The organism is Tritonibacter litoralis, assembly GCF_009496005.1.
In the GTDB taxonomy this organism is placed as follows: Bacteria; Pseudomonadota; Alphaproteobacteria; order Rhodobacterales; family Rhodobacteraceae; genus Epibacterium; species Epibacterium litoralis.
This window is the reverse complement of the sequence record NZ_WIBF01000001.1, coordinates 775,943-798,832: the sequence shown is the minus strand read 5'-3', so window position 1 is coordinate 798,832 and position 22,890 is coordinate 775,943. Positions and strand designations below refer to the sequence as shown.

Annotated in this window: 22 protein-coding genes; 15 read left to right on the top strand and 7 right to left on the bottom strand. The window is 59.6% G+C overall.

What is annotated here, in order from left to right; all coding sequences use genetic code 11:
• Positions 1 to 39 precede the first annotated feature (39 nt).
• Both GFB49_RS03890 and moaA read right to left on the bottom strand, forming a co-directional pair.
• Positions 40 to 1,344 (bottom strand): 3-deoxy-D-manno-octulosonic acid transferase, encoded by a 1,305-nt coding sequence (locus GFB49_RS03890; protein WP_153214453.1) that lies wholly within the window; start codon positions 1,342 to 1,344, stop codon positions 40 to 42.
• 3 nt (positions 1,345 to 1,347) lie between these two features.
• A complete protein-coding gene (moaA, locus tag GFB49_RS03885; protein ID WP_153214452.1) occupies positions 1,348 to 2,355 on the bottom strand; it encodes a GTP 3',8-cyclase MoaA in 1,008 nt (335 codons plus the stop codon).
• Positions 2,356 to 2,449: 94 nt separating this feature from the next.
• Between moaA and GFB49_RS03880 the strand changes: the two genes are divergently transcribed.
• Positions 2,450 to 2,926: a hypothetical protein gene (locus tag GFB49_RS03880; protein ID WP_153214451.1), complete on the top strand. Its 477-nt coding sequence runs from the start codon at positions 2,450 to 2,452 to the stop codon at positions 2,924 to 2,926.
• 2 nt (positions 2,927 to 2,928) lie between these two features.
• Here the strand turns inward: GFB49_RS03880 and GFB49_RS03875 are convergent, their stop codons facing one another.
• The 4 genes from GFB49_RS03875 to glmU are packed head-to-tail and all read right to left on the bottom strand — an operon-like array spanning position 2,929 to position 7,340.
• Complete coding sequence (locus tag GFB49_RS03875; protein WP_153214450.1) at positions 2,929 to 3,615, bottom strand: DNA alkylation repair protein; 687 nt, start codon at positions 3,613 to 3,615, stop codon at positions 2,929 to 2,931.
• A complete protein-coding gene (locus GFB49_RS03870) occupies positions 3,612 to 4,157 on the bottom strand; it encodes a pyridoxamine 5'-phosphate oxidase family protein (protein WP_153214449.1) in 546 nt (181 codons plus the stop codon). Before GFB49_RS03870 ends, GFB49_RS03875 begins: the two co-directional genes overlap by 4 nt.
• Positions 4,158 to 4,160: 3 nt before the next feature.
• On the bottom strand, positions 4,161 to 5,969 hold the full coding sequence (gene glmS, locus GFB49_RS03865; RefSeq protein ID WP_153214448.1) for a glutamine--fructose-6-phosphate transaminase (isomerizing): 1,809 nt from the start codon (positions 5,967 to 5,969) through the stop codon (positions 4,161 to 4,163).
• Positions 5,970 to 5,987: 18 nt separating this feature from the next.
• Positions 5,988 to 7,340, bottom strand: coding sequence for a bifunctional UDP-N-acetylglucosamine diphosphorylase/glucosamine-1-phosphate N-acetyltransferase GlmU (gene glmU / locus GFB49_RS03860; RefSeq protein ID WP_153214447.1), 1,353 nt, complete (start codon positions 7,338 to 7,340; stop codon positions 5,988 to 5,990).
• A gap of 130 nt (positions 7,341 to 7,470) precedes the next feature.
• Here glmU and GFB49_RS03855 point away from each other — a divergent pair, with 130 nt between their 5' ends.
• From GFB49_RS03855 to GFB49_RS03845, 3 genes are all read left to right on the top strand, one after another.
• The gene (locus GFB49_RS03855; protein ID WP_153214446.1) at positions 7,471 to 8,148 is read left to right on the top strand and encodes an HAD-IA family hydrolase; all 678 of its coding nucleotides are present in this window, start codon (positions 7,471 to 7,473) and stop codon (positions 8,146 to 8,148) included.
• 14 nt (positions 8,149 to 8,162) lie between these two features.
• Entirely contained in the window at positions 8,163 to 9,356 is a 1,194-nt protein-coding gene (locus GFB49_RS03850; RefSeq protein ID WP_153214445.1) for a DegT/DnrJ/EryC1/StrS family aminotransferase, read from the top strand.
• A gap of 317 nt (positions 9,357 to 9,673) precedes the next feature.
• A complete protein-coding gene (locus GFB49_RS03845; protein ID WP_153214570.1) occupies positions 9,674 to 10,834 on the top strand; it encodes an isovaleryl-CoA dehydrogenase in 1,161 nt (386 codons plus the stop codon).
• Between the two features lie 62 nt (positions 10,835 to 10,896).
• Here GFB49_RS03845 and GFB49_RS03840 read toward each other — a convergent pair whose 3' ends face one another.
• Complete coding sequence (locus tag GFB49_RS03840) at positions 10,897 to 11,502, bottom strand: OmpW/AlkL family protein (RefSeq protein ID WP_153214444.1); 606 nt, start codon at positions 11,500 to 11,502, stop codon at positions 10,897 to 10,899.
• Positions 11,503 to 11,677: 175 nt separating this feature from the next.
• Here GFB49_RS03840 and GFB49_RS03835 point away from each other — a divergent pair, with 175 nt between their 5' ends.
• From GFB49_RS03835 to GFB49_RS03785, 11 genes are all read left to right on the top strand, one after another.
• Entirely contained in the window at positions 11,678 to 13,204 is a 1,527-nt protein-coding gene (locus GFB49_RS03835) for an AMP-binding protein (RefSeq protein ID WP_246149583.1), read from the top strand.
• Positions 13,201 to 14,805, top strand: coding sequence for a carboxyl transferase domain-containing protein (locus GFB49_RS03830; RefSeq protein ID WP_153214442.1), 1,605 nt, complete (start codon positions 13,201 to 13,203; stop codon positions 14,803 to 14,805). The genes GFB49_RS03835 and GFB49_RS03830 overlap by 4 nt, the downstream gene beginning before the upstream one ends.
• Positions 14,806 to 14,892: 87 nt before the next feature.
• Positions 14,893 to 16,836 carry an acetyl/propionyl/methylcrotonyl-CoA carboxylase subunit alpha gene (locus GFB49_RS03825; RefSeq protein ID WP_153214441.1) on the top strand — a complete coding sequence of 648 codons (1,944 nt, stop codon included), beginning with the start codon at positions 14,893 to 14,895 and terminating at the stop codon, positions 16,834 to 16,836.
• Positions 16,837 to 16,845: 9 nt separating this feature from the next.
• Positions 16,846 to 17,703 carry a hydroxymethylglutaryl-CoA lyase gene (locus GFB49_RS03820; RefSeq protein ID WP_153214440.1) on the top strand — a complete coding sequence of 286 codons (858 nt, stop codon included), beginning with the start codon at positions 16,846 to 16,848 and terminating at the stop codon, positions 17,701 to 17,703.
• Position 17,704: 1 nt separating this feature from the next.
• Positions 17,705 to 18,487, top strand: a complete 783-nt coding sequence (locus GFB49_RS03815; protein WP_153214439.1) for a crotonase/enoyl-CoA hydratase family protein — start codon at positions 17,705 to 17,707, stop codon at positions 18,485 to 18,487.
• A gap of 237 nt (positions 18,488 to 18,724) precedes the next feature.
• On the top strand, positions 18,725 to 19,090 hold the full coding sequence (locus GFB49_RS03810) for an NADH-quinone oxidoreductase subunit A (protein WP_215267483.1): 366 nt from the start codon (positions 18,725 to 18,727) through the stop codon (positions 19,088 to 19,090).
• Positions 19,081 to 19,614: a NuoB/complex I 20 kDa subunit family protein gene (locus GFB49_RS03805; protein WP_153214438.1), complete on the top strand. Its 534-nt coding sequence runs from the start codon at positions 19,081 to 19,083 to the stop codon at positions 19,612 to 19,614. Before GFB49_RS03810 ends, GFB49_RS03805 begins: the two co-directional genes overlap by 10 nt.
• Positions 19,615 to 19,638: 24 nt before the next feature.
• Positions 19,639 to 20,247, top strand: a complete 609-nt coding sequence (locus tag GFB49_RS03800; RefSeq protein WP_153214437.1) for an NADH-quinone oxidoreductase subunit C — start codon at positions 19,639 to 19,641, stop codon at positions 20,245 to 20,247.
• Positions 20,247 to 21,470 carry an NADH-quinone oxidoreductase subunit D gene (locus GFB49_RS03795; protein ID WP_194269257.1) on the top strand — a complete coding sequence of 408 codons (1,224 nt, stop codon included), beginning with the start codon at positions 20,247 to 20,249 and terminating at the stop codon, positions 21,468 to 21,470. The genes GFB49_RS03800 and GFB49_RS03795 overlap by 1 nt, the downstream gene beginning before the upstream one ends.
• Positions 21,470 to 22,606 (top strand): NADH-quinone oxidoreductase subunit NuoE, encoded by a 1,137-nt coding sequence (gene nuoE / locus GFB49_RS03790; protein WP_153214435.1) that lies wholly within the window; start codon positions 21,470 to 21,472, stop codon positions 22,604 to 22,606. Before GFB49_RS03795 ends, nuoE begins: the two co-directional genes overlap by 1 nt.
• 55 nt (positions 22,607 to 22,661) lie before the next feature.
• Positions 22,662 to 22,883, top strand: a complete 222-nt coding sequence (locus GFB49_RS03785; protein WP_153214434.1) for a DUF5337 domain-containing protein — start codon at positions 22,662 to 22,664, stop codon at positions 22,881 to 22,883.
• Positions 22,884 to 22,890 lie beyond the last annotated feature (7 nt).

Here is a 22,890-nt window from a genome sequence, read left to right as displayed (position 1 = left end):
GCTCGCTCAGGGCAACAGGGTCAGGGCAACCGGGCAGGTCTATTTCGGAAGCTGCGCAAGAAGCAGATCCGCTGTTTGATCCAATAGGTCAGACTGACGTGAAATGAAAGTGCGCGCGGCGGTGCGGGTGACCTCAAGCGTTTTGGGGTCGTCCAGCCAGCACCCGATTTGCTGTGCAAGACCAGGCGCATCCGCGATTTCGGTGGCGGCGCCTTCGGCCAGCATATCGCCGTAGGTCTCGGCAAAGTTGAAATAGCCGGGGCCTGTGGTGACGGCGCAGCCATGGTGGGAGGGCTCAAACGGATTGTGGCCGCCGATGTCCAGCAGCGAACCGCCCAGAAACACCAATGGGCAGGCCGCGTACCAGGTGCCGGTCTCGCCAAGCGTGTCTGCCAGATAAATCTGCGACTGCGCCGATGGCATTTCCCCACGGGATCTGCGCGCACATGTCAGGCCCGCCTCTGTGATCAAAGCTTCGACCTCATCCCCGCGTTCAGGATGGCGCGGGATCAAGATCAGGCATAGGTCGGGGTGAGACCTCAGCAACTCCTGATGGGCGGCGATCACCGGCTCTTCCTCGCCGCGGTGGGTGGAAGACGCCGTCCAGACCGCGCGCCCGGACAGGGCGGCCTGCGTCTGGGTCAACAGATCCGCATCCACAGGCGGCGGCGCTGCTAGCGCTTTGAGGTTGCTGCCGGGGCGAATGCGATCCGCATGCGCTCCGATGGCACGCAGATTGTCGGCGGTTTCCTGGTTCTGGGTGATGAACTGGGCAAACTGTGCCAAGAGGTAGGTGGCAGTGCGATGGTGTTTCTGCCAGCTGGCCACGGATTTTGGCGACAGTCGCGCGTTCAAGAGGATCAGCGGCGCGCCCGCTTTGCGGGTTTCGACAATCAGATTGGGCCACAGCTCGCTTTCGACCAGAACCGCCAGATCAGGCCGCCAATGGCTCAGAAACCGGCGCACATAGGCCGGGTGATCCAGCGGCGGGAACTGATGCCGACACCGCGGCGGCATGCGTTTTTCGATCAGCTCAGCCGAGGTTGGCGTGCCCGAGGTGATCAGAAACTCAAGCCCCGGATCCAGCTCGCCCAAACGTCGCACCAGCTTCAGGATCGACAGGCTTTCGCCGACAGAAGCCGCGTGAAACCACATCAGCCGACCTTGGGGGCGCGGCAGGGAGGCATGGCCCAACCGTTCGCGTACCCGCGCTTCCGGCAGGCCATAGGCGCGCAGCTTGGCCGACACTTTGCGCCAGGCCAGCGGCGCAAGCGCACGGGCCGCAACGCGATAGGCCGCAAAAAGCGGGGTTGCCTTGGCGGCGACATCTTTTGCAGGGGACATGGATCAGCCGCCGGTGTGGCTCATGTGGCGGGACATCTGCCCGTCCACTTTCTGGCGGGAATAGTCAAAGTCATGGCCTTTGGGTTTTAGGTTGATGGCCGCGCGAATGGCCTCTTCCAACTGGGTCGTATCCGTTTCATCGGCCCGCAGGGGCGCGCGCAGATCGGCCATGTCTTCTTGGCCCAGGCACATATAAAGCTGCCCCGTACAGGTCAGACGCACCCGGTTGCAGCTTTCGCAGAAATTATGGGACAGCGGCGTGATAAATCCGATTTTCTGACCGGTGTCTTCCAGCCGCACGTAACGCGCAGGCCCCCCGGTGCGTTCCGCCAGATCCGTGACGGTGTAATGGTCTTCATAGGCGGCGCGCACTTCTTTGAGGGACCAGTACTGACCGATCCGGTCATAATCGCCCATATCCCCCATGGGCATTACTTCGATCCAGGTCAGATCCATGCCGCGTTCGCCGCACCATTTGGTGATGGCCGCCAGCTCGGGCTCATTAAATCCTTTGAGGGCGACCGCGTTGATCTTGACCTTCAGGCCCACCGACAGGGCGGTATCGATGCCCTCCAGCACCTGCTGCAGGCGGCCCCAGCGGGTGACCTGTTTGAACTTTTCTTCGTCCAAAGTATCCAGCGACACATTCACCCTGCGCACGCCCGCGTCAAAAAGGTCCTGAGCATATTTGCCAAGCTGCGAGCCATTGGTTGTCAGCGTCAGCTCCTTCAGCGCGCCGCTCTCCAGATGGCGGCTCATCTTCTGGAAAAAGCTGATGATCCCGCGCCGCACCAGCGGCTCTCCGCCGGTGATCCGCAGTTTCTCTACGCCCATCCCGATGAAGGTGGTACACATGCGGTCCAGCTCTTCCAGGCTCAAGAGATCCTTTTTCGGCAAAAAGGTCATGTTCTCTGCCATGCAATAGACACAGCGAAAGTCGCACCGGTCGGTGACAGAGACACGCAGGTAAGTGATTGCGCGGGCGAAGGGATCGATCAATGGTGCAGTCATAAAGAATTAGGTAAATCCCAATAGGCCTTCCGACAAGGGGAAGGATGCGGTTAAGTTTGGAAAAATAGTCACACAAGCAGGTTAGGGAACGGGTATGAGAATTGTGGTGATTGCGGCGGTGGCGGGTTTGATGTGTGCGGGCTGCAATGAGCTGGCGTGGAACTCGGATATCTTGCAGGGCAACACTGGCGGCGGGATTTTTAAACGCCCGGCAGATCCAGCGCCTGCCTCCTCACAGACCGCGCCAACGGATGCGCCCTTGGATGCAACGGGGGGTGATGTGGTGGCAAACACACCTGCGCCTGCGGTTCCGCAACAGGGTGCAATTGGCACCAGTGGCACAACGGTGGCAGGGCTTGGCGACCCGGGTATCCCAGGACTGTGGCTTGAAACTTCCCTGGTCAGCCAGGCCGGGGCAGGGCGCGTGCGCGCGGCAAATGGATCCACCGTTGTGTTGACCCTCAAACCTTTGCAGGGCGCAGGCGGCAGCAACCTGTCGATCGAAGCGATGCGCGCCCTTGGGGTGCCCCTGACCGAATTGGTCGAACTCTCCGTGACCCCCTTGGGCTGAGGTCAACGAGCGGCGGTCAAATATTTGGCCGCCTCTTTGCGGGCAAAGGGTTTCATGGCCGCGCCATGTTCCGCCAGAAACTCTTGTGACAGCTGCGGCGCATGTTTGCTGAGGTCACGCAGCCACCAGGCGATGGCTTTTTGAATGAACCAATTGCGATCCGGCACATAGACCGCAGCCCAGCCCAAAATGCGCAGGCGGGTGGCATCATCGGCTGGCTTGGGGTTTGGCAGCTTGGCCCAGGGAAGGGTGGCGACCAAGGCCGCGCGGCGTGTCCACATGTGATCTGATTGGGTCCAGCCTTCCACCTGATCCAAACGATCCGGGGCGGCGACCAGACGTTTTCCAATGGCCGAACAGGCGTGATCCGCAATCGCCCAACTGTCAAACTCCGCCACCCAGCTTTGCAACAGATCCCAGACCGGACCATCATCCTTGATCCGGGATTGGGTCAGCAGCTTGCCCGCGGCAATGCGCGCTTCAAAGATATCGCTTTGCCACAGGTTATCCGCCAGCGTGACACGCTCAGCCAGTGTCAGCTGTTGCCGCCACGCCTTGGTCAGATCGTTGATCACCCCGTTGGAAATGCCCAGCACCACGCGGCTCTGCTTGTGGTAGGTCGCCATCTGTTCCGCACGGCCAGGCTCGATATGGGCTTCCAGCGCCGCCAGCGCTTCCTCAAATGTCATTCGTCCACAATACCTGTGTCAAACCCATCAATGGTGTTGCGGTTGCGGGTGTCCCAGTATTCGGCAATGCCCGTATTGCCCTTCCCCTCGGCCCATTGGCGCAGGACCGTGCGTTCCTCTTGGAACTCCATAAAGGGCACCGCATAGCCGCATGAGCTTTGGACCATATCGACCTGCATGTCATAGATCTGGCGTGCGCCCGGTAAATCCGGCAGCAATGCCGCAAGCTCGGCCCAATCCGCATCGCGGGTGTGTACCGTGCGCGCCGTCCCATAGGCGCGCAGGATCACCGGCCGTTTGGTGAAGGAACACCACATCACGGTCATCCGGTTGGATTGCTTCAGATGGCCCGCGGTTTCATTGCCAGACCCGGTCACGTTCAACCAGATCAGCCGGTTTGGCCCCAGAATGCGCAAGGAATCCATCCCCTTGGGGGACAGGTTCACGCGCCCCTCTGGTGCAGCTGTCGCCACAAAGAACACATGTTGCTCGGCCACCATCTTCTGGTGGCTGTCTTCAAAGGCGTCAAACTGCTTGGCCATGCCTCACTCCACTGTCACGGATTTCGCGAGGTTGCGAGGTTGGTCCACGTCGGTGCCTTTGGCAATGGCGGTGTAATAAGCGATCTGCTGGGCGGGCACTGCATAAAGGATCGGGGCCAGAACATCCGGCAGCGCAGGCAGCACGATGGTGGCATGAACCCCGTCGCCCGCCATCTTTGCCCCTTCGGCGTCGGTGACCAAAATGACCTTGCCCCCCCGCGCCATGACTTCTTGCATGTTTGATACCGTCTTTTCAAACAGGGCATCCCGCGGCGCCATGACCACTACCGGCACAGTTTCGTCGATCAAGGCAATGGGCCCGTGTTTCAGCTCGCCACTGGCATAACCTTCGGCGTGGATATAGCTCAGCTCTTTCAGTTTCAGCGCGCCTTCCAGCGCAATGGGATAAAGCGCGCCGCGCCCCAGGAAGATCACATCGCGCGCACCGGCCAGATCCCGCGCCATCGCCTGGATGCTGTTTTCCGCCGCAATCGCCTGATGTACCAGACCGGGCAGGGCGCGCATGTCTTCCAGAACATTTTCAGGCAGGGCATGCCCGCGCACCTCAGCCGCCTTCAGCGCCATCAGCAACAGAACCGTCAACTGGCAGGTAAAGGCCTTGGTCGAGGCGACGCTGATTTCCGGCCCCGCCTTGATGGGCAGCACAATATCGCTTTCGCGCGCGATCGAGCTTTCGGGGACATTGACCAGACCCGCGATCTGTTTTGCCTTGCCCTCGGTATAGCGCAGTGCCGCCAGCGTGTCGGCAGTTTCCCCGGACTGGCTGACAAAGACGGCCAATGTGTCAGCGCTGATCGGCGGTTCGCGATAGCGGAACTCAGAGGCCACATCGACCTCAACCGGCATGCGTGCGATCTGTTCGAACCAGTATTTGGCCACCAGACAGGAATAATAGCCGGTGCCACAGGCCACCAACGTCAGCCGCTCGATTTGTGAGAAATCCAATGCCTCGGGCAGCACAATCGAATTGTCCTGCGCCAGGTAATTGGCCAGCGCCCGGTCAATGGCTGTGGGCTGTTCGGCGATTTCCTTGGCCATAAAATGTTTGTGACCGTCCTTTTCTATCCGCGCCATATCCAGCTGGATCTGACGTTTTTCACGGTTTGCCAGTTTGCCTTCGCTGTTGCGGATCTCCAGAGAGGTGCGTGTCAGGACAGCGAAATCACCCTCTTCCAAATAGGTGATCTGGTCCGTAAACGGCGCCAGCGCCATGGCGTCTGATCCCACGAACATCTCTCCGTCGCCGTGGCCGATTGCCAGCGGAGAGCCTTTGCGCGCGGCAATCATCAGATCCTGTTCGCCGTCGAACAGGAAGGCCAGTGCAAAGGCCCCATGCAGCCGCTCAACGGTCTTTGCTGCGGCATCCACAGGCGAGAACCCCTCGCGGGCAAAACTCTCGGCCAGCAGGGCGACGGTTTCGGAGTCTGTCTCGGATTCATAGGCAAGCCCTTTTGCGGCCAGCTCCTCACGCAGTTCCTTGTAGTTTTCGATAATCCCGTTGTGAACAACAGCCACACAGCCGGAGCGGTGCGGGTGAGCGTTGGTCACGGTGGGCGCACCATGGGTGGCCCAGCGGGTGTGACCAATGCCGGATTTCCCTGCCAGCGGGTCATGAACCAGAGCATCCGACAGGTTCACCAGTTTGCCAACAGCGCGACGGCGCCCCAAGGTGCCGTTGTTCACGGTTGCGATCCCGGCACTGTCATAGCCGCGATATTCCAGCCGCTTCAGCCCTTCGACCAAAATCGGAGCAGCCTCGTGGTTGCCTAGTACACCGATGATTCCACACATGGTTCGGCTCCTTTGTTCTTAGCTCTTGTTGGTGATCCGGGCCTTTTTCGCGCGCAGCATGTCCATCAGCTTACGCGCCCGGCCGGGCTTGTTTTCCTGCGGGGCGCGGCCAATGGCCAAATCGCCGTCATCCACATCTTTGGTCACCACCGCACCTGTTGCGGTCATGGCCTCATTTCCAATTTTGACCGGTGCCACCAGCATGGTGTTTGACCCGATAAAGGCACCCGCGCCAATCTCGGTGCGATGCTTCATGAACCCATCATAGTTGCAGGTGATCGTGCCCGCACCGATATTGGTTTTCTTCCCAACCGAGGCATCACCGATATAGCTCAGGTGATTGACCTTGGCCCCTTCGGCGATCTCGGCATTCTTGATCTCGACAAAGTTACCGATATGCGTGTCTTCGGCCAGTTCCGCGCCAGGGCGCAGGCGGGCATAGGGGCCAACTTTGGCACCCCGGCTCACGTGGCAGCCTTCCAGATGGGAAAACGCCCGGATCAACGCGCCGCTTTCCACGGTCACGCCGGGGCCAAAGACAACATTGGGTTCAATCACCGTGTCGCGACCAATAACGGTATCCAGTGACAGATAGACGGTGTCAGGGGCCATCAGGGTGACGCCCATATCCAACAGCTCTGCCCGAGCGCGGGCCTGAAACACCGCGTCGGCTTTGGCCAGATCGGCGCGCGAATTGATGCCCAAGGTCTCGGCCTCATCGCAGGCCACGGCGGTCACGGTCAGGCCGGCACTGCGGGCGATCTCAACCAGGTCGGTCAGGTAAAACTCACCAGCTGCATTGTCGTTGCCAACCTGATCCAACAGCGCAAACATCTGCTGCGCGTCGCAGGCCATAAGGCCCGAGTTGCAAAAGGTTATGGCGCGTTCTTCGTCTGATGCATCCTTGAATTCGACGATCTTTTCCAGACTGTCGCCTGCCATCACCAACCGGCCATATCGGGCGGGGTCGGCGGCCTCAAACCCCAGGATCACCAGATCGGCGCGGTTGCGGGCCTCGACCATACGCTCAATGGTCTCGGCAGAAACAAACGGCGTGTCGCCATAAAGCACAACCGCATCGCCGCCAAATCCCGCCAGCGCATCGCGCGCCTGCAGGACCGCATGGCCGGTGCCCAGCTGTTCTTCCTGCAGGACCACCTGCGCCACCTCGTCAATCTCGGCAACGGCGGCTTTGACCAGATCGGCGCCATGTCCGGCGACCACAACGGTCCGTTCGGGCGCCAGCGCCTGACCTGCGGTCATGGCATGTTCCAGCATCGACGCCTGCGCAATCGGGTGCAGCACTTTTGGCAGATCAGAGTTCATCCGGGTGCCTTTGCCTGCGGCAAGGATGATAAGGGCGGTGCTCATGCGCGATTTCTCTTTGTGTTTTGGTTTCGACCGTTTTATCCGCTGGAGGACAGGGCGCAAGCGTTTGCGCCATCAAACAAGGTTGCGTCCTGCAACATCATATGGCGGAAATACGCCGAAAGGGACAGAAATGCGAACAGTGATTTTTGATCTGGACGGCACGCTGGCGGATACATCCGGTGATCTTTTGGCGGCGGCCAATGCGTGTTTTCGCCAGATGGGCCATGGCGATGTGCTGGTGCATCCAGGCGACGCAGGGGTCGCCCTGCGCGGTGGACGGCGGATGCTGACTGTTGGACTTGAACGGGTTGGGGCTTTTTCCGACGCTGTGGTGGATGAGTTTTACCCGGTCCTTCTGGACGCGTATCGCAGCGCGATTGACACACACACGGTGCTGTATCCCGGCGTTTTATCCGCAATCGAGGAACTGAAGACACGCGGTTATGGCATTGGCATTTGCACAAACAAACCAGAAGCGCTGGCGGAACAGCTGATGCAGTCTTTGGGCGTACGCGAAGTGTTTGGCGCGCTTGTGGGCGCAGATACGTTGCCGGTGCGCAAACCGGATCCCGCGCCCCTGGTCGAAGCGGTCCGTCGTCTGGGCGGCGATCCCGCACAGACGGTTCTGATCGGAGACAGCGACACAGATCGCAATACTTCGGCCAATGCAGGGGTGCCCTCGATCCTGGTTGGGTTTGGTCCGTCAGGTGCGGATATGGCGGCGCTGAAGCCCGAAGGCCTGATTTCCCATTTCGATGAGCTGCCGGACCGTGTGGATCAGGTCATGGCTGCGCATCTGGCAATTTAAGCGGAAGGTGTGACATGAGCGAGCGTTTTACCGGCAATTTCACCCAGCAGGAACCGATCCCGGAGGAAGCGATTGAGGCCGCCGTCGCCGTCATGCGCAGCGGACGGCTGCACCGCTATAACGTGGCCGAGGGTGAATTGGGCGAGGCCGCGCTGCTGGAGCAGGAATTTGCCGCCCAGATGGGCGCGAAATATGCGTTGGCGGTGGCGTCAGGTGGATATGCGCTGGCGACAGCCTTGCGGGCCGTTGGGGTAAAACCGGGCGACAAGGTTCTAACCAATGCCTTTACCCTGGCACCGGTGCCGGGGGCCATCGCCTCCATCGGGGCAGAGCCGGTCTATGTCGAGGTGAATGAGGCGCTGACCATTGATCTGGATGATCTGGAGGCAAAGCTTGCCCAGGCCAAGGTGTTGATGCTGTCCCATATGCGGGGACATCTGTGTGACATGGATCGCCTGATGTGTCTTTGTGACGCGGCGGGGGTGGTCGTGATTGAGGATTGCGCCCATACCATGGGCGCGCGCTGGAATGGTGTTCTGTCCGGTCGGCAGGGTGCGATTGGCTGTTACAGCTGCCAGACCTACAAACATGTAAATTCGGGTGAAGGCGGGCTGATCGTCACCGATGACGAAGAGCTTGCGGCCCGTATGGTGATGCTGTCCGGATCCTATATGCTGTTTGAACGGCATCTGGCTGCTCCAAGCCCAGAGGTGTTTGAGCGGGTGAAGTATGAAACCCCCAATGTGTCCGGACGGATGGACAACCTACGCGCAGCTGTTTTGCGGCCGCAACTGCGGCAGCTGGACCAGCAGGTCGAGCGCTGGAACGCGCGCTACCGGGTGATCGAGGAAGGTTTGCGGGACGTGCCAGGCCTCACGGTTGTGGAGCGCCCCGAAGCGGAGCTCTATGTGGGGTCCTCCATTCAGTTTCTGTTGCTGGACTGGAGTGAAGAGGCGGTTCAAGACGTGTTGTCTCGCTGCGGCGCGCGGGGGGTCGAGTTGAAATGGTTTGGTGTGCCAGAGCCGACGGCCTTTACCTCTCGCTATGACAGTTGGCGATATGCGGATGTACCAAGCCTGCCGCAAAGTGACCGGATCCTGCGTGGCATTATCGATATGCGGGTGCCTTTGACCTTTGACCTGGAAGACTGCGCGGTGATTGCCCGGATCCTTCGGGCGGAGGTCAGTGCTGTGTACCAAACCGGCTGATAGCGTTTATTCGGGCGGGTGTGAAACGGTGCGGGACGGTGTCCCGCTCAGGTTTTGCGCTGCGCGTTGCGCATCGCGGTGGGGCAGGCCGCGCCTTTGGCGCGGCCTGCCCGGCCCAAGGGGAGGTGTTGCATGTTTCATGCAGCTCTGACGCGCGGGAGCCCCCGGCTTTCTGATCTCGCAACTTCTGACCTCAGTTAAAGTGACCCTACGTTCCGCAGGGCCAAGAGGCTTGACCGTTGGGCCGCTTCTCGGAAATAAATGAACAGTCGTTCATTAAAGGCGGCGGTGTGTCACTGGATCTGGAGGAGAAGCCATTGTTTACCGCAAGCATGCGATTTGATCTGGGAGAAGACGTCAATGCGCTGCGCGACGTTGTGCATCGCTGGGCGCAGGAGCGGGTCAAACCGGCCGCGCAAGACATTGACCGGGAAAACGCCTTTCCCAATGCGCTTTGGGGAGAGATGGGAGAGCTTGGCCTTTTGGGGGTCACCGTCCCGGAAGAGTATGGCGGCGCGGCCATGAGCTATCTGGCGCATGTGGTGGTGGTCGAAGAACTGGCCCGCGCCAGCGCCTCGGTCTCGCTCTCTTATGGCGCGCATTCGAACCTTTGCGTCAATCAGATCAAACTGAATGGCAGCCCGGCGCAGAAAGCGAAATACCTGCCAGGTCTTTGCGCAGGCACGCAGGTGGGCGCCCTGGCCATGTCCGAGGCCGGCGCAGGCTCTGATGTGGTCTCCATGAGCTTGCGTGCGGAAAAGCAAAACGATCGATACGTGCTGAATGGGAATAAATACTGGATCACCAACGGGCCTGATGCGGACACGCTGGTGGTATATGCCAAGACCGATCCAGAGGCCGGGAAACGGGGTATCACCGCCTTTATCGTCGAAAAATCCATGGCGGGCTTCTCGACGTCTCCGCATTTCGACAAGCTCGGGATGCGCGGATCCAACACAGCTGAGCTGATTTTTGACAATGTAGATGTGCCTTTTGAAAACGTTCTGGGCGAAGAAGGGCGCGGCGTCGCCGTTTTGATGTCTGGCTTGGATTATGAACGGGTGGTGCTGGCGGGCATCGGCACCGGCATTATGGCCGCCTGCTTGGATGAGGTGATGCCCTATGTAAAAGAACGCAAACAGTTTGGCGAGCCTATTGGTAACTTCCAACTGATGCAGGCCAAGATCGCCGACATGTACACTGCACTGAACACCGCGCGGGCTTATACTTACGAGGTGGCCAAAGCCTGTGATGCGGGAACTGTTACCCGTCAGGATGCGGCCGCCTGTTGTCTTTATGCGTCTGAGGTGGCGATGACACAGGCCCATCAGGCGGTGCAGGCCTTGGGCGGGGCGGGGTATCTGAACGACAATCCCGTGGGCCGATTGTTCCGCGACGCCAAGCTGATGGAGATTGGCGCGGGCACCAGTGAAATCCGCCGCATGTTGATCGGTCGCGAATTGATGGCCAAGCAATGAGCCGAAACGCAAAGCGGGCCCGCCAAACGGCGCGCCCGCATAAAATCACATTCAATTCCGGATCAGAACCGGTGCACGTAGGCCAGACCCACAGTGACAGGGTCGATCTCGGCTTTGCCGATGTTGGCGCCGTTCAGGCTGACATCAGAGTCGATCTTGATGTAGCGCACGTCAAGACGCACCGCCGCGCTGTCGCCAACCAGCCATTCCGCACCCACGGTTGCCGCCAGACCAAAGCTATCGTCCAGCTCCAGCGTGCCCAGCGGGGATTCTTCTTCAAAGAAGGTAGTGTAGTTGATGCCAAGACCCACAAAGGGTTTGAAGTTCGACTGAGTCGGGAAGTGGTATTTCACCGACAGGGTGGGCGGCAGCTGTTTGACAGAGCCCGCAAAGCCGATGCCCGCAAGGTTCACGTCATGCTCAAACGGCGAGGCGGCCAGCAATTCGATACCGATATTGTCAGCCACAAAATATTCCGCAGTGAACTGAAGCGCAGTGGCATCATCGATATCCGCCGCAGCGCCCGCCAGCGTGCCGTTATCGGATTTCGGGTTCACATTGACGACACCGACACCAAGGGTCCAGTCCCCTTTGGATTGGGCAAAGGCGGGGGCAGCGAGGGCCAGGCTTGCAACACCAAGGCAAAGCGCGGTCATCATACGAGTCATGGGTCTAATCCCTCTTGTTCTTTTGATGAGCGTAAAATTGATCGAACCGCGCGGCGCTGCTCTGATTTAGATCAAGTAAAATCACTCCTTCTGTTTGAAAATAAAAAGAAAAACATGATCCGAAGATGTATGAATTTCAGGTGTGGCCATGTGTGAACCGCATAAAATACCTGGAATGACCCATACGGGGGCTTGGGATCTGCCGGATGTTCTGAACATGGCGGAACAGGCATTGTCCCATCCCGCATCCAAAACAGCGATTGTGGATGTGACAGAGGCCGAGGCTGCAGCGCGCACTGTGAGTTTTGGCGAATTGAACGCCATGGTGGATGATGTGGCACGCTATCTCTTGACCCGGTTGTCGCCAGGAGATCGCGTCGGTGTTTTGTTGAGCCAGACCCCCTGGTGTGCGGCCGCACATCTGGCCGCCTGGAAAATCGGGCTGATTTCGGTGCCGCTGTTCAAACTGTTTGGTCACGACGCATTGGCAAGCCGGATGAGGGATGCCGATCTCGGCCTGGTCCTGACGGATGCAGCAGGTATCCTTCAGGTTGGTGATCTGGCTGAGGCCGTGGATGTGGCCCAGGTTGGATTGCCGGGTGAGGCCTTGGAATTTGCGGCCACAACGCCGGAGACACCAGCCATTTTGATTTATACCTCGGGCACCACCGGGTCTCCCAAAGGGGCGCTGCACGGGCACTGTTTGTTGACTGGGCATTTGCCGGGCGTGTGGCTCAGCCATGATCATCTGGGGCAGGAGGGTGATTGTCTATGGACCCCGGCGGATTGGGCCTGGATCGGCGGCTTGTTTGATGTGTTGATGCCGGGGCTGGCCTTGGGCGTGCCCGTTGTGGCCGCACGTCTGGAGAAGTTCACGGCAGAGGCCTGTCAGGATGTGCTGACACGTGGTCAGGTGCGCAATGTGTTTTTTCCACCTACCGCGCTGAGGATGCTCAAATCCGCCCCACCCCAAAGCATGCAAGGGTTTCGACGGTTGCGTTCAATTGCCAGCGGCGGAGAGCCCTTGGGCGCAGAGATGCTCGCTTGGGGCCGGTCGGAGATTGGGCTTACAATCAACGAGTTCTATGGCCAGACCGAATGCAACATGGTGGTCAGCGCCTGTCAGGCAGATTTCGCCCCGCGTCCGGGCTGTATTGGTCGGGCGGTTCCGGGGCATCAGGTTGCAGTGATTGACCCGGAGGGGCACCCCACAGCGGCAGAAGGTGACGTGGCGATCCACCGCGGATCACCCTCCATGATGCTGAACTATTGGCGCAGGCCGCAGGAGACGGCGGAAAAGTTCCGAGGTCCATGGCTGGTGACCGGCGACCGCGCGGTGATGAAGGACGGCTTTGTTCAATTCCTGGGACGGCAGGATGATGTCATCACATCGGGGGGCTACCGGATTGGCCCCTCGGAAATCGAAGACAGTCTGATGACACATCCCGCGGTCGAGGCCGTGGGCGTGGTTGGCAAACCCGATCCGCTGCGCACCGAAATTGTCAAAGCTTTTGTGGTTTTGAAACCCGGTTTTACAAGCTCGGCGAGTGAGTTGCAGGACTACGCCAAAGCGCGACTGGCGCAATACTCCTATCCGCGTGAGGTGGAATTCATAACGCACCTGCCGCTGACGGTCACAGGAAAGGTCTTGCGGGCTGAATTGAAACAACGGGTTATGGCTGAGCTGGAGGGCAAAGCATGAAGCTTCAATCGCAAATCCAGATGGCGTCGCAAGATTGTCGCGACAATCGGGAGACGCACCTCGCGATGCTGGACGCGGTGCGCCAGGTTGCGCAAGCCGCGCAGATGGGCGGTGGTGAAAAATCCCGCGCCCGCCATGTGGCGCGCGGCAAAATGCTGCCGCGTCACCGGGTGGCGGAGCTTTTGGATCCCGGCGCGCCGTTTCTGGAGATTGGCGCAACTGCGTCCCATGACATGTATGAGGGGGCCGCGCCCTGTGCCGGGGTGATCGCAGGCATCGGGCAGATCCATGGTCAGGACGTGATGGTGGTCTGCAATGATGCCACGGTCAAAGGTGGCACCTATTTCCCAATGACGGTCAAAAAACACCTGCGCGCCCAGGAAATTGCAGAGGAAAACCACCTTCCTTGCATCTATCTGGTCGACAGTGGCGGCGCTAACCTGCCCAATCAGGATGAGGTCTTTCCCGACCGGGATCACTTTGGGCGGATTTTCTACAATCAGGCCCAGATGAGCGCCAAGGGCATCGCCCAGATCGCGGTTGTCATGGGGTCCTGCACCGCCGGTGGCGCCTATGTGCCGGCCATGGCGGATGTCTCCATCATCGTGCGTGAGCAAGGCACGATCTTCCTGGCGGGCCCGCCGCTGGTCAAGGCCGCTACAGGCGAGGTCGTCTCAGCCGAGGATCTGGGCGGCGGCGATGTTCATACACGCTTGTCGGGTGTCGCGGATTACCTGGCTGAAGATGACGCCCATGCGCTGGCTCTGGCCCGCCGGGCGGTGGCCTCTTTGAACCGGACCCGACCTCAAACGGTGGAGTGGCAAACGCCCGAGCTGCCCGCCTATGACCCGCAGGAGATCCTGAGCGTGTTGCCAGCCGATCTGCGTACACCCTATGACGCGCGCGAGATCATTGCCCGGCTAGTTGATGGCTCCCGTTTTGATGAATTTAAAGCCCGTTTTGGCGAAACCCTGGTCACAGGCTTTGCCCATATCGATGGCTGCCCGGTTGGCATCCTCGCCAACAATGGCGTGCTGTTTTCGGAGGCTGCGCAAAAAGGCGCGCATTTTGTCGAGCTCTGCGCGCAACGCCGCATCCCGCTGGTGTTCTTGCAAAATATCACCGGCTTTATGGTGGGACAAAAGTATGAGAATGAAGGCATCGCCCGCCATGGAGCCAAGCTGGTGACAGCGGTCGCGACAACTGCAGTGCCCAAAATCACGCTGTTAATTGGCGGCTCCTTTGGGGCAGGCAACTATGGCATGGCAGGGCGGGCCTATTCGCCGCGTTTCCTGTGGAGCTGGCCCAATTCACGGATCTCTGTCATGGGCGGTGCCCAGGCTGCAGGGGTTCTGGCTACGGTCAAACGCGATGCGATCGAACGAGCGGGACAGAGCTGGAGCGCCGAGGAAGAAGCTGCTTTCAAACAACCCACGCTCGACATGTTCGAACATCAAAGCCACCCGCTTTACGCTTCAGCTCGGCTTTGGGATGACGGCATCATCGACCCGCGCAAAAGCCGGGAAGTGCTCGCTCTATCTCTCCGCGCCGCGCTCAATGCGCCAATACCAGACACGCGCTTTGGGGTCTTTCGGATGTGACCCGCGCCGCTTTCATCTTTTTAAAAATACTTCGGGGGCCCGGGGGCTGGCCCCCGGTGCTGTCGTCACCAAAAAGGAATGTCGTCCATGTTTGACAAAATCCTGATCGCCAATCGCGGCGAAATCGCCTGCCGCATCATGGAAACGGCACAATCCATGGGTATTGCCTGCGTGGCGGTCTATTCAGACGCGGACAAGGACGCGCGTCATGTGGAGAAGGCAGATGAGGCGATCCACATCGGTGGCGCGGCCCCAGCGGACAGTTATCTGCTGGGCGAGCGTCTCATCGGGGCCGCGCGGGCCAGCGGTGCGCAGGCCATCCACCCGGGCTATGGCTTCCTGTCTGAAAACCCTGCGTTTGTCGAAGCGGTGGAGCAGGCGGGGCTTGCCTTTATCGGGCCATCCGCCGCGGCGATCCGCAAAATGGGGCTGAAGGACGCCGCCAAACATGAGATGGAGGCCGCTGATGTGGCTGTCGTGCCGGGCTATCACGGGGCCAATCAGGATCCGGATCATCTGGCGGCTGAGGCCACCTCAATCGGCTACCCGGTTCTGATCAAGGCCGTTGCAGGCGGTGGCGGCAAGGGCATGCGGCGGGTGGACGCGCCAGAGGGCTTTGCCGATGCCCTGGCCAGCGCCCAGCGAGAGGCGCAATCTGCCTTTGGCAATGGCGATGTGTTGATCGAGAAATTCATCCTGCAGCCCCGCCATATCGAGGTTCAGGTCTTTGGGGATGGCACCCGTGCGGTGCATCTTTTTGAACGCGACTGTTCGCTGCAGCGGCGCCATCAAAAGGTGATCGAGGAGGCGCCAGCGCCGGGAATGACCCCAGAGATGCGCGCCGCCATGGGCGCTGCCGCCGTGCGCGCGGCCGAGGCCATCGGCTACAAAGGGGCTGGAACGGTGGAGTTTATCGTCGACGGCTCGGATGGGCTGCGTCCGGACCGGTTCTGGTTCATGGAAATGAACACACGTCTGCAAGTGGAACATCCAGTAACCGAAGCCATCACAGGGGTGGATCTGGTGGCTTGGCAGCTGCGGGTGGCGGCGGGGGAACCTTTGCCTGCCACACAAGAAGATCTGACCCTCACCGGCCATGCGTTTGAAGCGCGCCTTTATGCCGAAGATGCGGCTGCGGGCTTTTTGCCGGCCACCGGGGATCTGACGCATGTGCGCTTTCCCAAAGGCGCGCGGATCGACAGCGGCGTCGGGGCAGGGGATGCGATCTCGCCCTGGTATGACCCGATGATTGCCAAGATCACCGTCCATGGCCCCACCCGCGAGGTGGCGCTTGGCCGGATGCAGCGCGCGCTGGAGGAGACTGAGATTGCCGGAGTGACAACCAATGTGAATTTCCTCGCAGCCCTGTGTCGCCACGCGGGATTCGCCGCGGGCGCGGTGGATACGGGCCTGATCGACCGGGACCGGGCGCAGCTGGTGCACGAGCCTGCACCCTCTCTGCTGCAGATCATTGCCGCCGTGCAATCCGCTGCGGGATTGACCGAACCGTCCCAGCGTGCGGGGTTCACCCTGTGGTCGCCGCTGGAACGCCACGTCGAGATCATGCACCAGGACACGGTCCTCGACACTTGGGTCGAAGTGCTGGCACCGGACCACCAACGCTGGCGTTGCAAGGATCAAACGGTAGAGGTCCACCAGCGGTTTGGCCGTTGGATGTTAGAAAACACCCCCTTGCCGCGGACCCACCGGGGCGCTGGGCAGGTTCAGGTCTTTGGCCCAGCAGGCACCAGTTTTCTTTTGCGTGACCCGCTGGACCGGCAATCGGATGGGCCCGCCGGCGATGGCTTGATCACGGCTCCCATGCCCGGCCTTGTCAAAGCGCTGTTTGCAAAACCCGGCCAACAGGTGCAGTCCGGCGAGCGCTTGGCCATTCTCGAAGCGATGAAAATGGAACATGCCCTCTTGGCAGGATGCGACGGAGTGGTCGAAGATGTGATGGTTGACGTCAACGACCAGGTCGCCGTGGGTGCGGGGCTGATCCAGTTGGCCGCAACAGAGCCAAGCGCATAGGAGGCGATGATGTCGGAACAGGTGGAGATTTTTGAAGTCGGACCGCGGGATGGGTTGCAGAACGAGGCCAAGCCCATTTCAGCCATGGACAAGATCGCCTTGGTGAACCTTCTGTCCGAGGCGGGATTTCGGCGGATCGAGGTGGGCAGCTTTGTGTCCCCGAAATGGGTGCCGCAAATGGCCGAAAGCGATAAGGTTCTGGCAGGGATCACCCGGATGCCTGATGTGCGCTATGGTGCCTTGGTACCCAATCAGATGGGATTTGCCGCAGCCCTTGCTGCCCGCGCGGATGAGATCGCGGTTTTTGCCTCCGCCTCGGAAGGGTTTTCCAAGGCCAATGTCAACGCCACAATTGCCGAGAGCTTGGATCGCTTCCGCCCGATCCTGGAAGAAGCCCGCCACATCGATCTACCGGTGCGGGGTTATGTCTCTTGTGTTACCGATTGTCCCTATGACGGCCCCGTGGATCCGGGCGCGGTGGCCAAGGTGGCAGATCAGCTGTTTGCCATGGGTTGTTATGAAATCTCTCTGGGGGACACCATCGGCAAGGGGCGCACCGACACGGTGTCCAAGATGCTGCTGACCGTGCGTGAACATGTGCCGGTGAGCCGTCTGGCCGGGCATTTCCACGACACGGGCGGCCACGCGCTGGAAAATGTGGATTGCGCGTTGTCTTTGGGGGTTCGGGTCTTTGACGCGGCGGTGGGCGGCCTTGGCGGCTGTCCCTATGCGCCGGGGGCTGCGGGCAATGTGGCGACCGAGGCGTTGCATGCGCATCTGGATCGCTTGGGGTTTGCAACGGGTCTTCACCCAGACCGGCTGGCGCAGGCTGCAGACATGGCCAAAAGCCTGCGGGCAGGGGATTAGAATGTTTGAAACACTCTTGATGGAACGGGACTCCCGCGGGGTCGCCACGGTAACCTTGAACCGGCCGCAAAAACACAACGCCATGTCGGCGCAAATGATCCGCGAGCTGTCCCAGGCGGCTGCGGATCTTGCCACGGATGCAGAGGTCCGCGTCGTGGTCTTGACCGGGGCGGGCAAAAGCTTTTGCGCAGGTGCGGATTTGGGGTGGATGCAATCTCAGGTGGAAAGCAGTGCCGAAACCCGCCGCGCTGAGGCGCGTGCCCTGGCATTAATGTTGCGGGCGTGGAACGATTTACCCAAGCCGGTTATTGGCGCGATCCCTGGGAATGCGTTTGGCGGAGGTGTCGGGTTGGTTGCCATCTGCGACATCGCGATTGCGGCCGAGACAGCGCTGATGGCGCTCACAGAAACGCGTTTGGGGCTGATACCGGCCACCATTGGCCCCTATGTCGTTGCCAAACTTGGTGAGGCGCAGGCCCGCCGGGTCATTTTGTCTGCGCGAAAGTTTGAGGCTCCCGAAGCGGTTAGGATGAATTTGCTGAGCCATGCGGTTTCACGCGACTCTTTGTCCGCAGCAGTCGAAGCAGAGGTGAGTCTTTTGCTGGATTGCGCGCCCCAAGCGGTGGCTTCGGCCAAGAAAATGATCCGTGAGCTGAGCGTAAAGCATGACGATACGGTGATGTCGCGCACAATTGACGCTTTAATTGACTGCTGGGAGGGTGGCGAAGCAGCAGAAGGAATTCGTGCTTTTTTTGCCAAGGAGCGCCCAAGCTGGCAGACCTAAGGCATTGAAAATTTTCCTGTTTTTCCTTGTGGGTAAATTTCACGACCCGCAGCTCTTAACCCAATAGAAACACTCTGAATTTTCAAAACCGGTGTATCTGTGCCGCGCCTTTAAAGGAACGGTTAGCTATTAACCATGCGTTGGTTGACGCTCATGTGGCAGGGGAGTAGACACAGCCCAAGTCAACTCGCCAATTGACGGTGCGCAAGAAACTGCGTGCACGGAAAGGAGCCACTCGTGGAAGAGATGTTGCGGGAGTACCTCCCGATCCTCGTGTTTCTGGCCATTGCGGTCGGGCTTGGAATTGTTCTTATTCTAGCAGCGGTTGTGCTCGCTGTTCGCAATCCAGATCCCGAAAAGGTCAGTGCATATGAATGTGGTTTCAACGCATTCGACGACGCCCGTATGAAATTCGACGTTCGATTTTATCTGGTGTCCATTCTGTTTATTATCTTCGATCTCGAAATTGCGTTTCTGTTTCCCTGGGCCGTGGGGTTCAAGGACATCAGCGATGTCGGTTTCTGGTCCATGATGGTGTTCCTGGGCGTTTTGACCATCGGCTTTGCCTATGAGTGGAAGAAGGGAGCCCTGGAATGGGAGTGATGACCGGAGCCAATACCGCAGGCGTCGACAAAGAAGTTGTCACCCAGGCCCTAAACAGCGAGTTGCAGGACAAAGGCTTCCTTTTGACCTCCTCCGAAGACATCATCAACTGGGCCCGCACCGGGTCCCTGCACTGGATGACCTTTGGTCTGGCCTGTTGCGCCGTTGAGATGATGCATGTGGCGATGCCGCGTTACGACTGTGAACGCTTTGGCATCGCGCCCCGCGCCTCCCCGCGCCAGTCTGATGTGATGATCGTTGCGGGCACGCTGACCAATAAAATGGCTCCAGCGCTGCGCAAGGTTTACGACCAGATGCCCGAACCGCGCTATGTGATCTCGATGGGGTCCTGTGCAAACGGCGGCGGCTATTACCACTATTCCTATTCGGTTGTACGTGGCTGCGACCGTGTGGTTCCCGTTGATATCTATGTGCCAGGCTGCCCTCCGACAGCTGAGGCGCTGCTTTATGGTCTGATGCAGCTGCAGCGGAAGATCCGCCGCACCGGCACTTTGGTGCGTTGATCGGATTTTGGTGGAGTAAGCAAAATGACTGAAGCACTGAATGAGCTTGGCGCCCAGATCGAAGCCAAACGGTCTGACTGTGTGCTGGATTGGGACGTCACCCATGATGAGCTGAACATCAACGTCAAGCCGACCAATATCGTCGGCCTGGTGGAGTTTCTGCTGTCCGATCCGGCCTGCAAATTCTCGACCCTGGTGGACATCACCGCTGTGGACTACCCTGAACGCGCCAAACGCTTTGACGTGGTCTACCACTTCCTGTCGATGTACCAAAACCAGCGCATCCGCCTGCGTGTTTCCTTGCGCGAAGACGAGATGATCCCGTCGATTGTCAACGTCCACCCCTCGGCCAATTGGTTCGAGCGTGAGGTGTTTGACATGTTCGGCATTCTCTTCACCGGCCACCCGGACCTGCGTCGTCTGTTGACCGACTATGGCTTCCGCGGCCACCCGCTGCGCAAGGATTTCCCAACCACCGGTTACACCGAGGTCCGCTATGACGAGGCGCAGAAACGCGTCGTCTATGAACCGGTGAAATTGGTGCAGGAATACCGTCAATTTGATTTCATGAGCCCATGGGAAGGTGCTGAATATATCCTTCCGGGTGACGAGAAAGAGGGGGAGGCGAAATGATGGACGGCTCCAAGTTTGACGACGGCAGCGTGGACGCCCTGAGCGGCGAACAGAAAATCCGTAACTTTAACATCAACTTCGGCCCGCAACACCCTGCGGCGCACGGTGTTTTGCGTCTGGTTCTGGAACTGGACGGTGAAATCGTGGAACGCTGCGACCCGCACGTTGGCCTCTTGCACCGCGGCACCGAAAAGCTGATGGAAAGCCGCACCTACCTGCAGAACCTGCCGTATTTCGACCGCCTCGACTATGTGGCGCCGATGAACCAGGAACATGCATGGTGTCTGGCGATTGAGAAACTGTGCGGCGTGGAAGTGCCCCGCCGTGGCTCGCTGATCCGGGTGCTGTACTCGGAAATTGGCCGTATCCTGAACCACCTTCTGAACGTGACCACCCAGGCGATGGACGTGGGCGCGCTGACCCCGCCGCTGTGGGGCTTCGAAGAGCGTGAGAAGCTGATGGTGTTTTACGAACGTGCCTGTGGCGCGCGTCTGCACGCCGCCTACTTCCGCCCTGGTGGTGTCCACCAGGATCTGCCGGACGAGCTGCTCGACGATATCGAGGAATGGGCGATTGAATTTCCCAAAGTGCTCGATGACATCGACGGGCTCTTGACCGAAAACCGGATCTTCAAACAGCGTAACTGCGACATCGGCGTGATCACTGAGGATGAGATCCAGAAATACGGTTTCTCCGGCGTGATGGTGCGCGGCTCTGGCCTGCCATGGGACCTGCGTCGTGCGCAGCCTTATGAATGCTATGACGAGTTTGATTTCCAGATCCCGGTTGGCAAGAACGGCGACTGTTTTGACCGCTACCTCTGCCGTATGGAAGAGATGCGCCAATCCCTGTCGATCATCCGTCAGGCGATCCACAAGCTGCGCGAGGCCACCGGCGACGTGCTGGCCCGTGGTAAGCTGACCCCGCCGAAACGTGGCGATATGAAGACGTCGATGGAGAGCCTGATCCACCACTTCAAGCTCTATACCGAAGGGTTCCACGTCCCCGCTGGCGAAGTCTACGCCGCCGTTGAAGCGCCCAAGGGCGAGTTCGGCGTCTATCTGGTGGCGGATGGCACCAACAAACCCTACCGCGCCAAACTGCGCGCACCGGGCTTCCCGCATCTGCAGGCGATGGACCACGTTGCCAAAGGTCACCAGCTGGCCGACGTTGCAGCTATCATCGGCACCATGGATATCGTATTTGGGGAGATCGACCGCTAATGCTGCGCCGTCTGCACTCTGAACAACCCGCAAGCTTTGCGTTTACCCCGGACAACCAAACCTGGGCCGAGGCTCAGGTCACCAAATACCCCGAAGGTCGCCAGGCCTCGGCTGTGATCCCGCTGTTGTGGCGCGCACAGGAACAAGAGGGCTGGGTGTCTAAACCCGCCATCGAATATATCGCCGATATGCTGGGGATGGCCTATATCCGCGTGCTGGAAGTGGCCTCTTTCTATTTCATGTTCCAACTGCAGCCCACGGGGTCTGTTGCGCATGTGCAGATCTGCGGCACCACCTCCTGCATGATCTGCGGCGCCGAAGATCTGATCGCAGTGTGCAAGGAAAAGATCGCGCCCAAGCCCTATACCCTGTCGGAAGATGGCAAATTCACCTGGGAAGAGGTCGAATGCCTGGGCGCGTGCACCAACGCACCGATGGCCCAGATCGGCAAGGACTACTACGAGGATCTGACCGCCGAGGGCTTTGCTCAGATGCTGGACGATCTGGCCGCAGGCAAGCTGGTGGCACCGGGTCCGCAAAACGGCCGTTACGCGGCCGAGCCGAAATCCGGCCTGACCTCGCTCACAGAATATGACAGCGGCAAGACGCAGTATAACGCGTCGGTGCAGTTGCAGATGGATGTCAAAGACGGCGTCAAACGCATTCAGGGCGACGAAGTGCCCCTGTTGACCCCATGGGTTGGCAAGGACGGCGTTGTGGCTGGCCGCGCGGCGGCAGCCCCGACACCCAAAGCGCCAGAGGCGCCGAAACCTGCGGTGAAACAAGCGGCAGAGGCCAAGAAGGCCGCCGCTAAGCCAGAACCCAAGGCCGAGGCGTCCGTTGCTGAAAAAGAACCCGAAACGCTGAAGGCTGCGCGCGATGGCAAGGCAGATGATCTCAAGCTGTTGAAAGGCGTTGGCCCCAAGCTGGAAGAGACCCTGAATGAACTGGGCTTTTTCCACTTTGATCAGGTCGCCGCCTGGACCGACGCTGAGGTCGCATGGGTGGACAGCCGCCTGAAATTCAAAGGCCGCATCGAACGCGACGGCTGGATTGAACAGGCCAAAAAACTGGCAGCCGGGGAAGAGACCGAGTTTGCTAAAAAGGCCAAGAAAGACGGCATTTACGACGACTAAACCGCTGTGTCCCATCTCGATGGGGCAGGGCACCACGACATAGGACGATCAAAGCTTGGACAAAGACACAGAACAGGCCATCGCAGCAAAGGGACGGCACATCGCGATTGTGATCGCGGCCACCATTTGCCTCTGGCTGATCCTGTCGCTCTTTGTGGGCCCCGCGCTGGGGCTGCCGGGGAATTACGCTTTGCTTTTTGATTTCGCAGCGCTTGCGGGATTGATCTATGCAGTGGTCAATATTTTTCAACTCTGGCGCATGCGTCAGGGCCAGTGAACGAAAG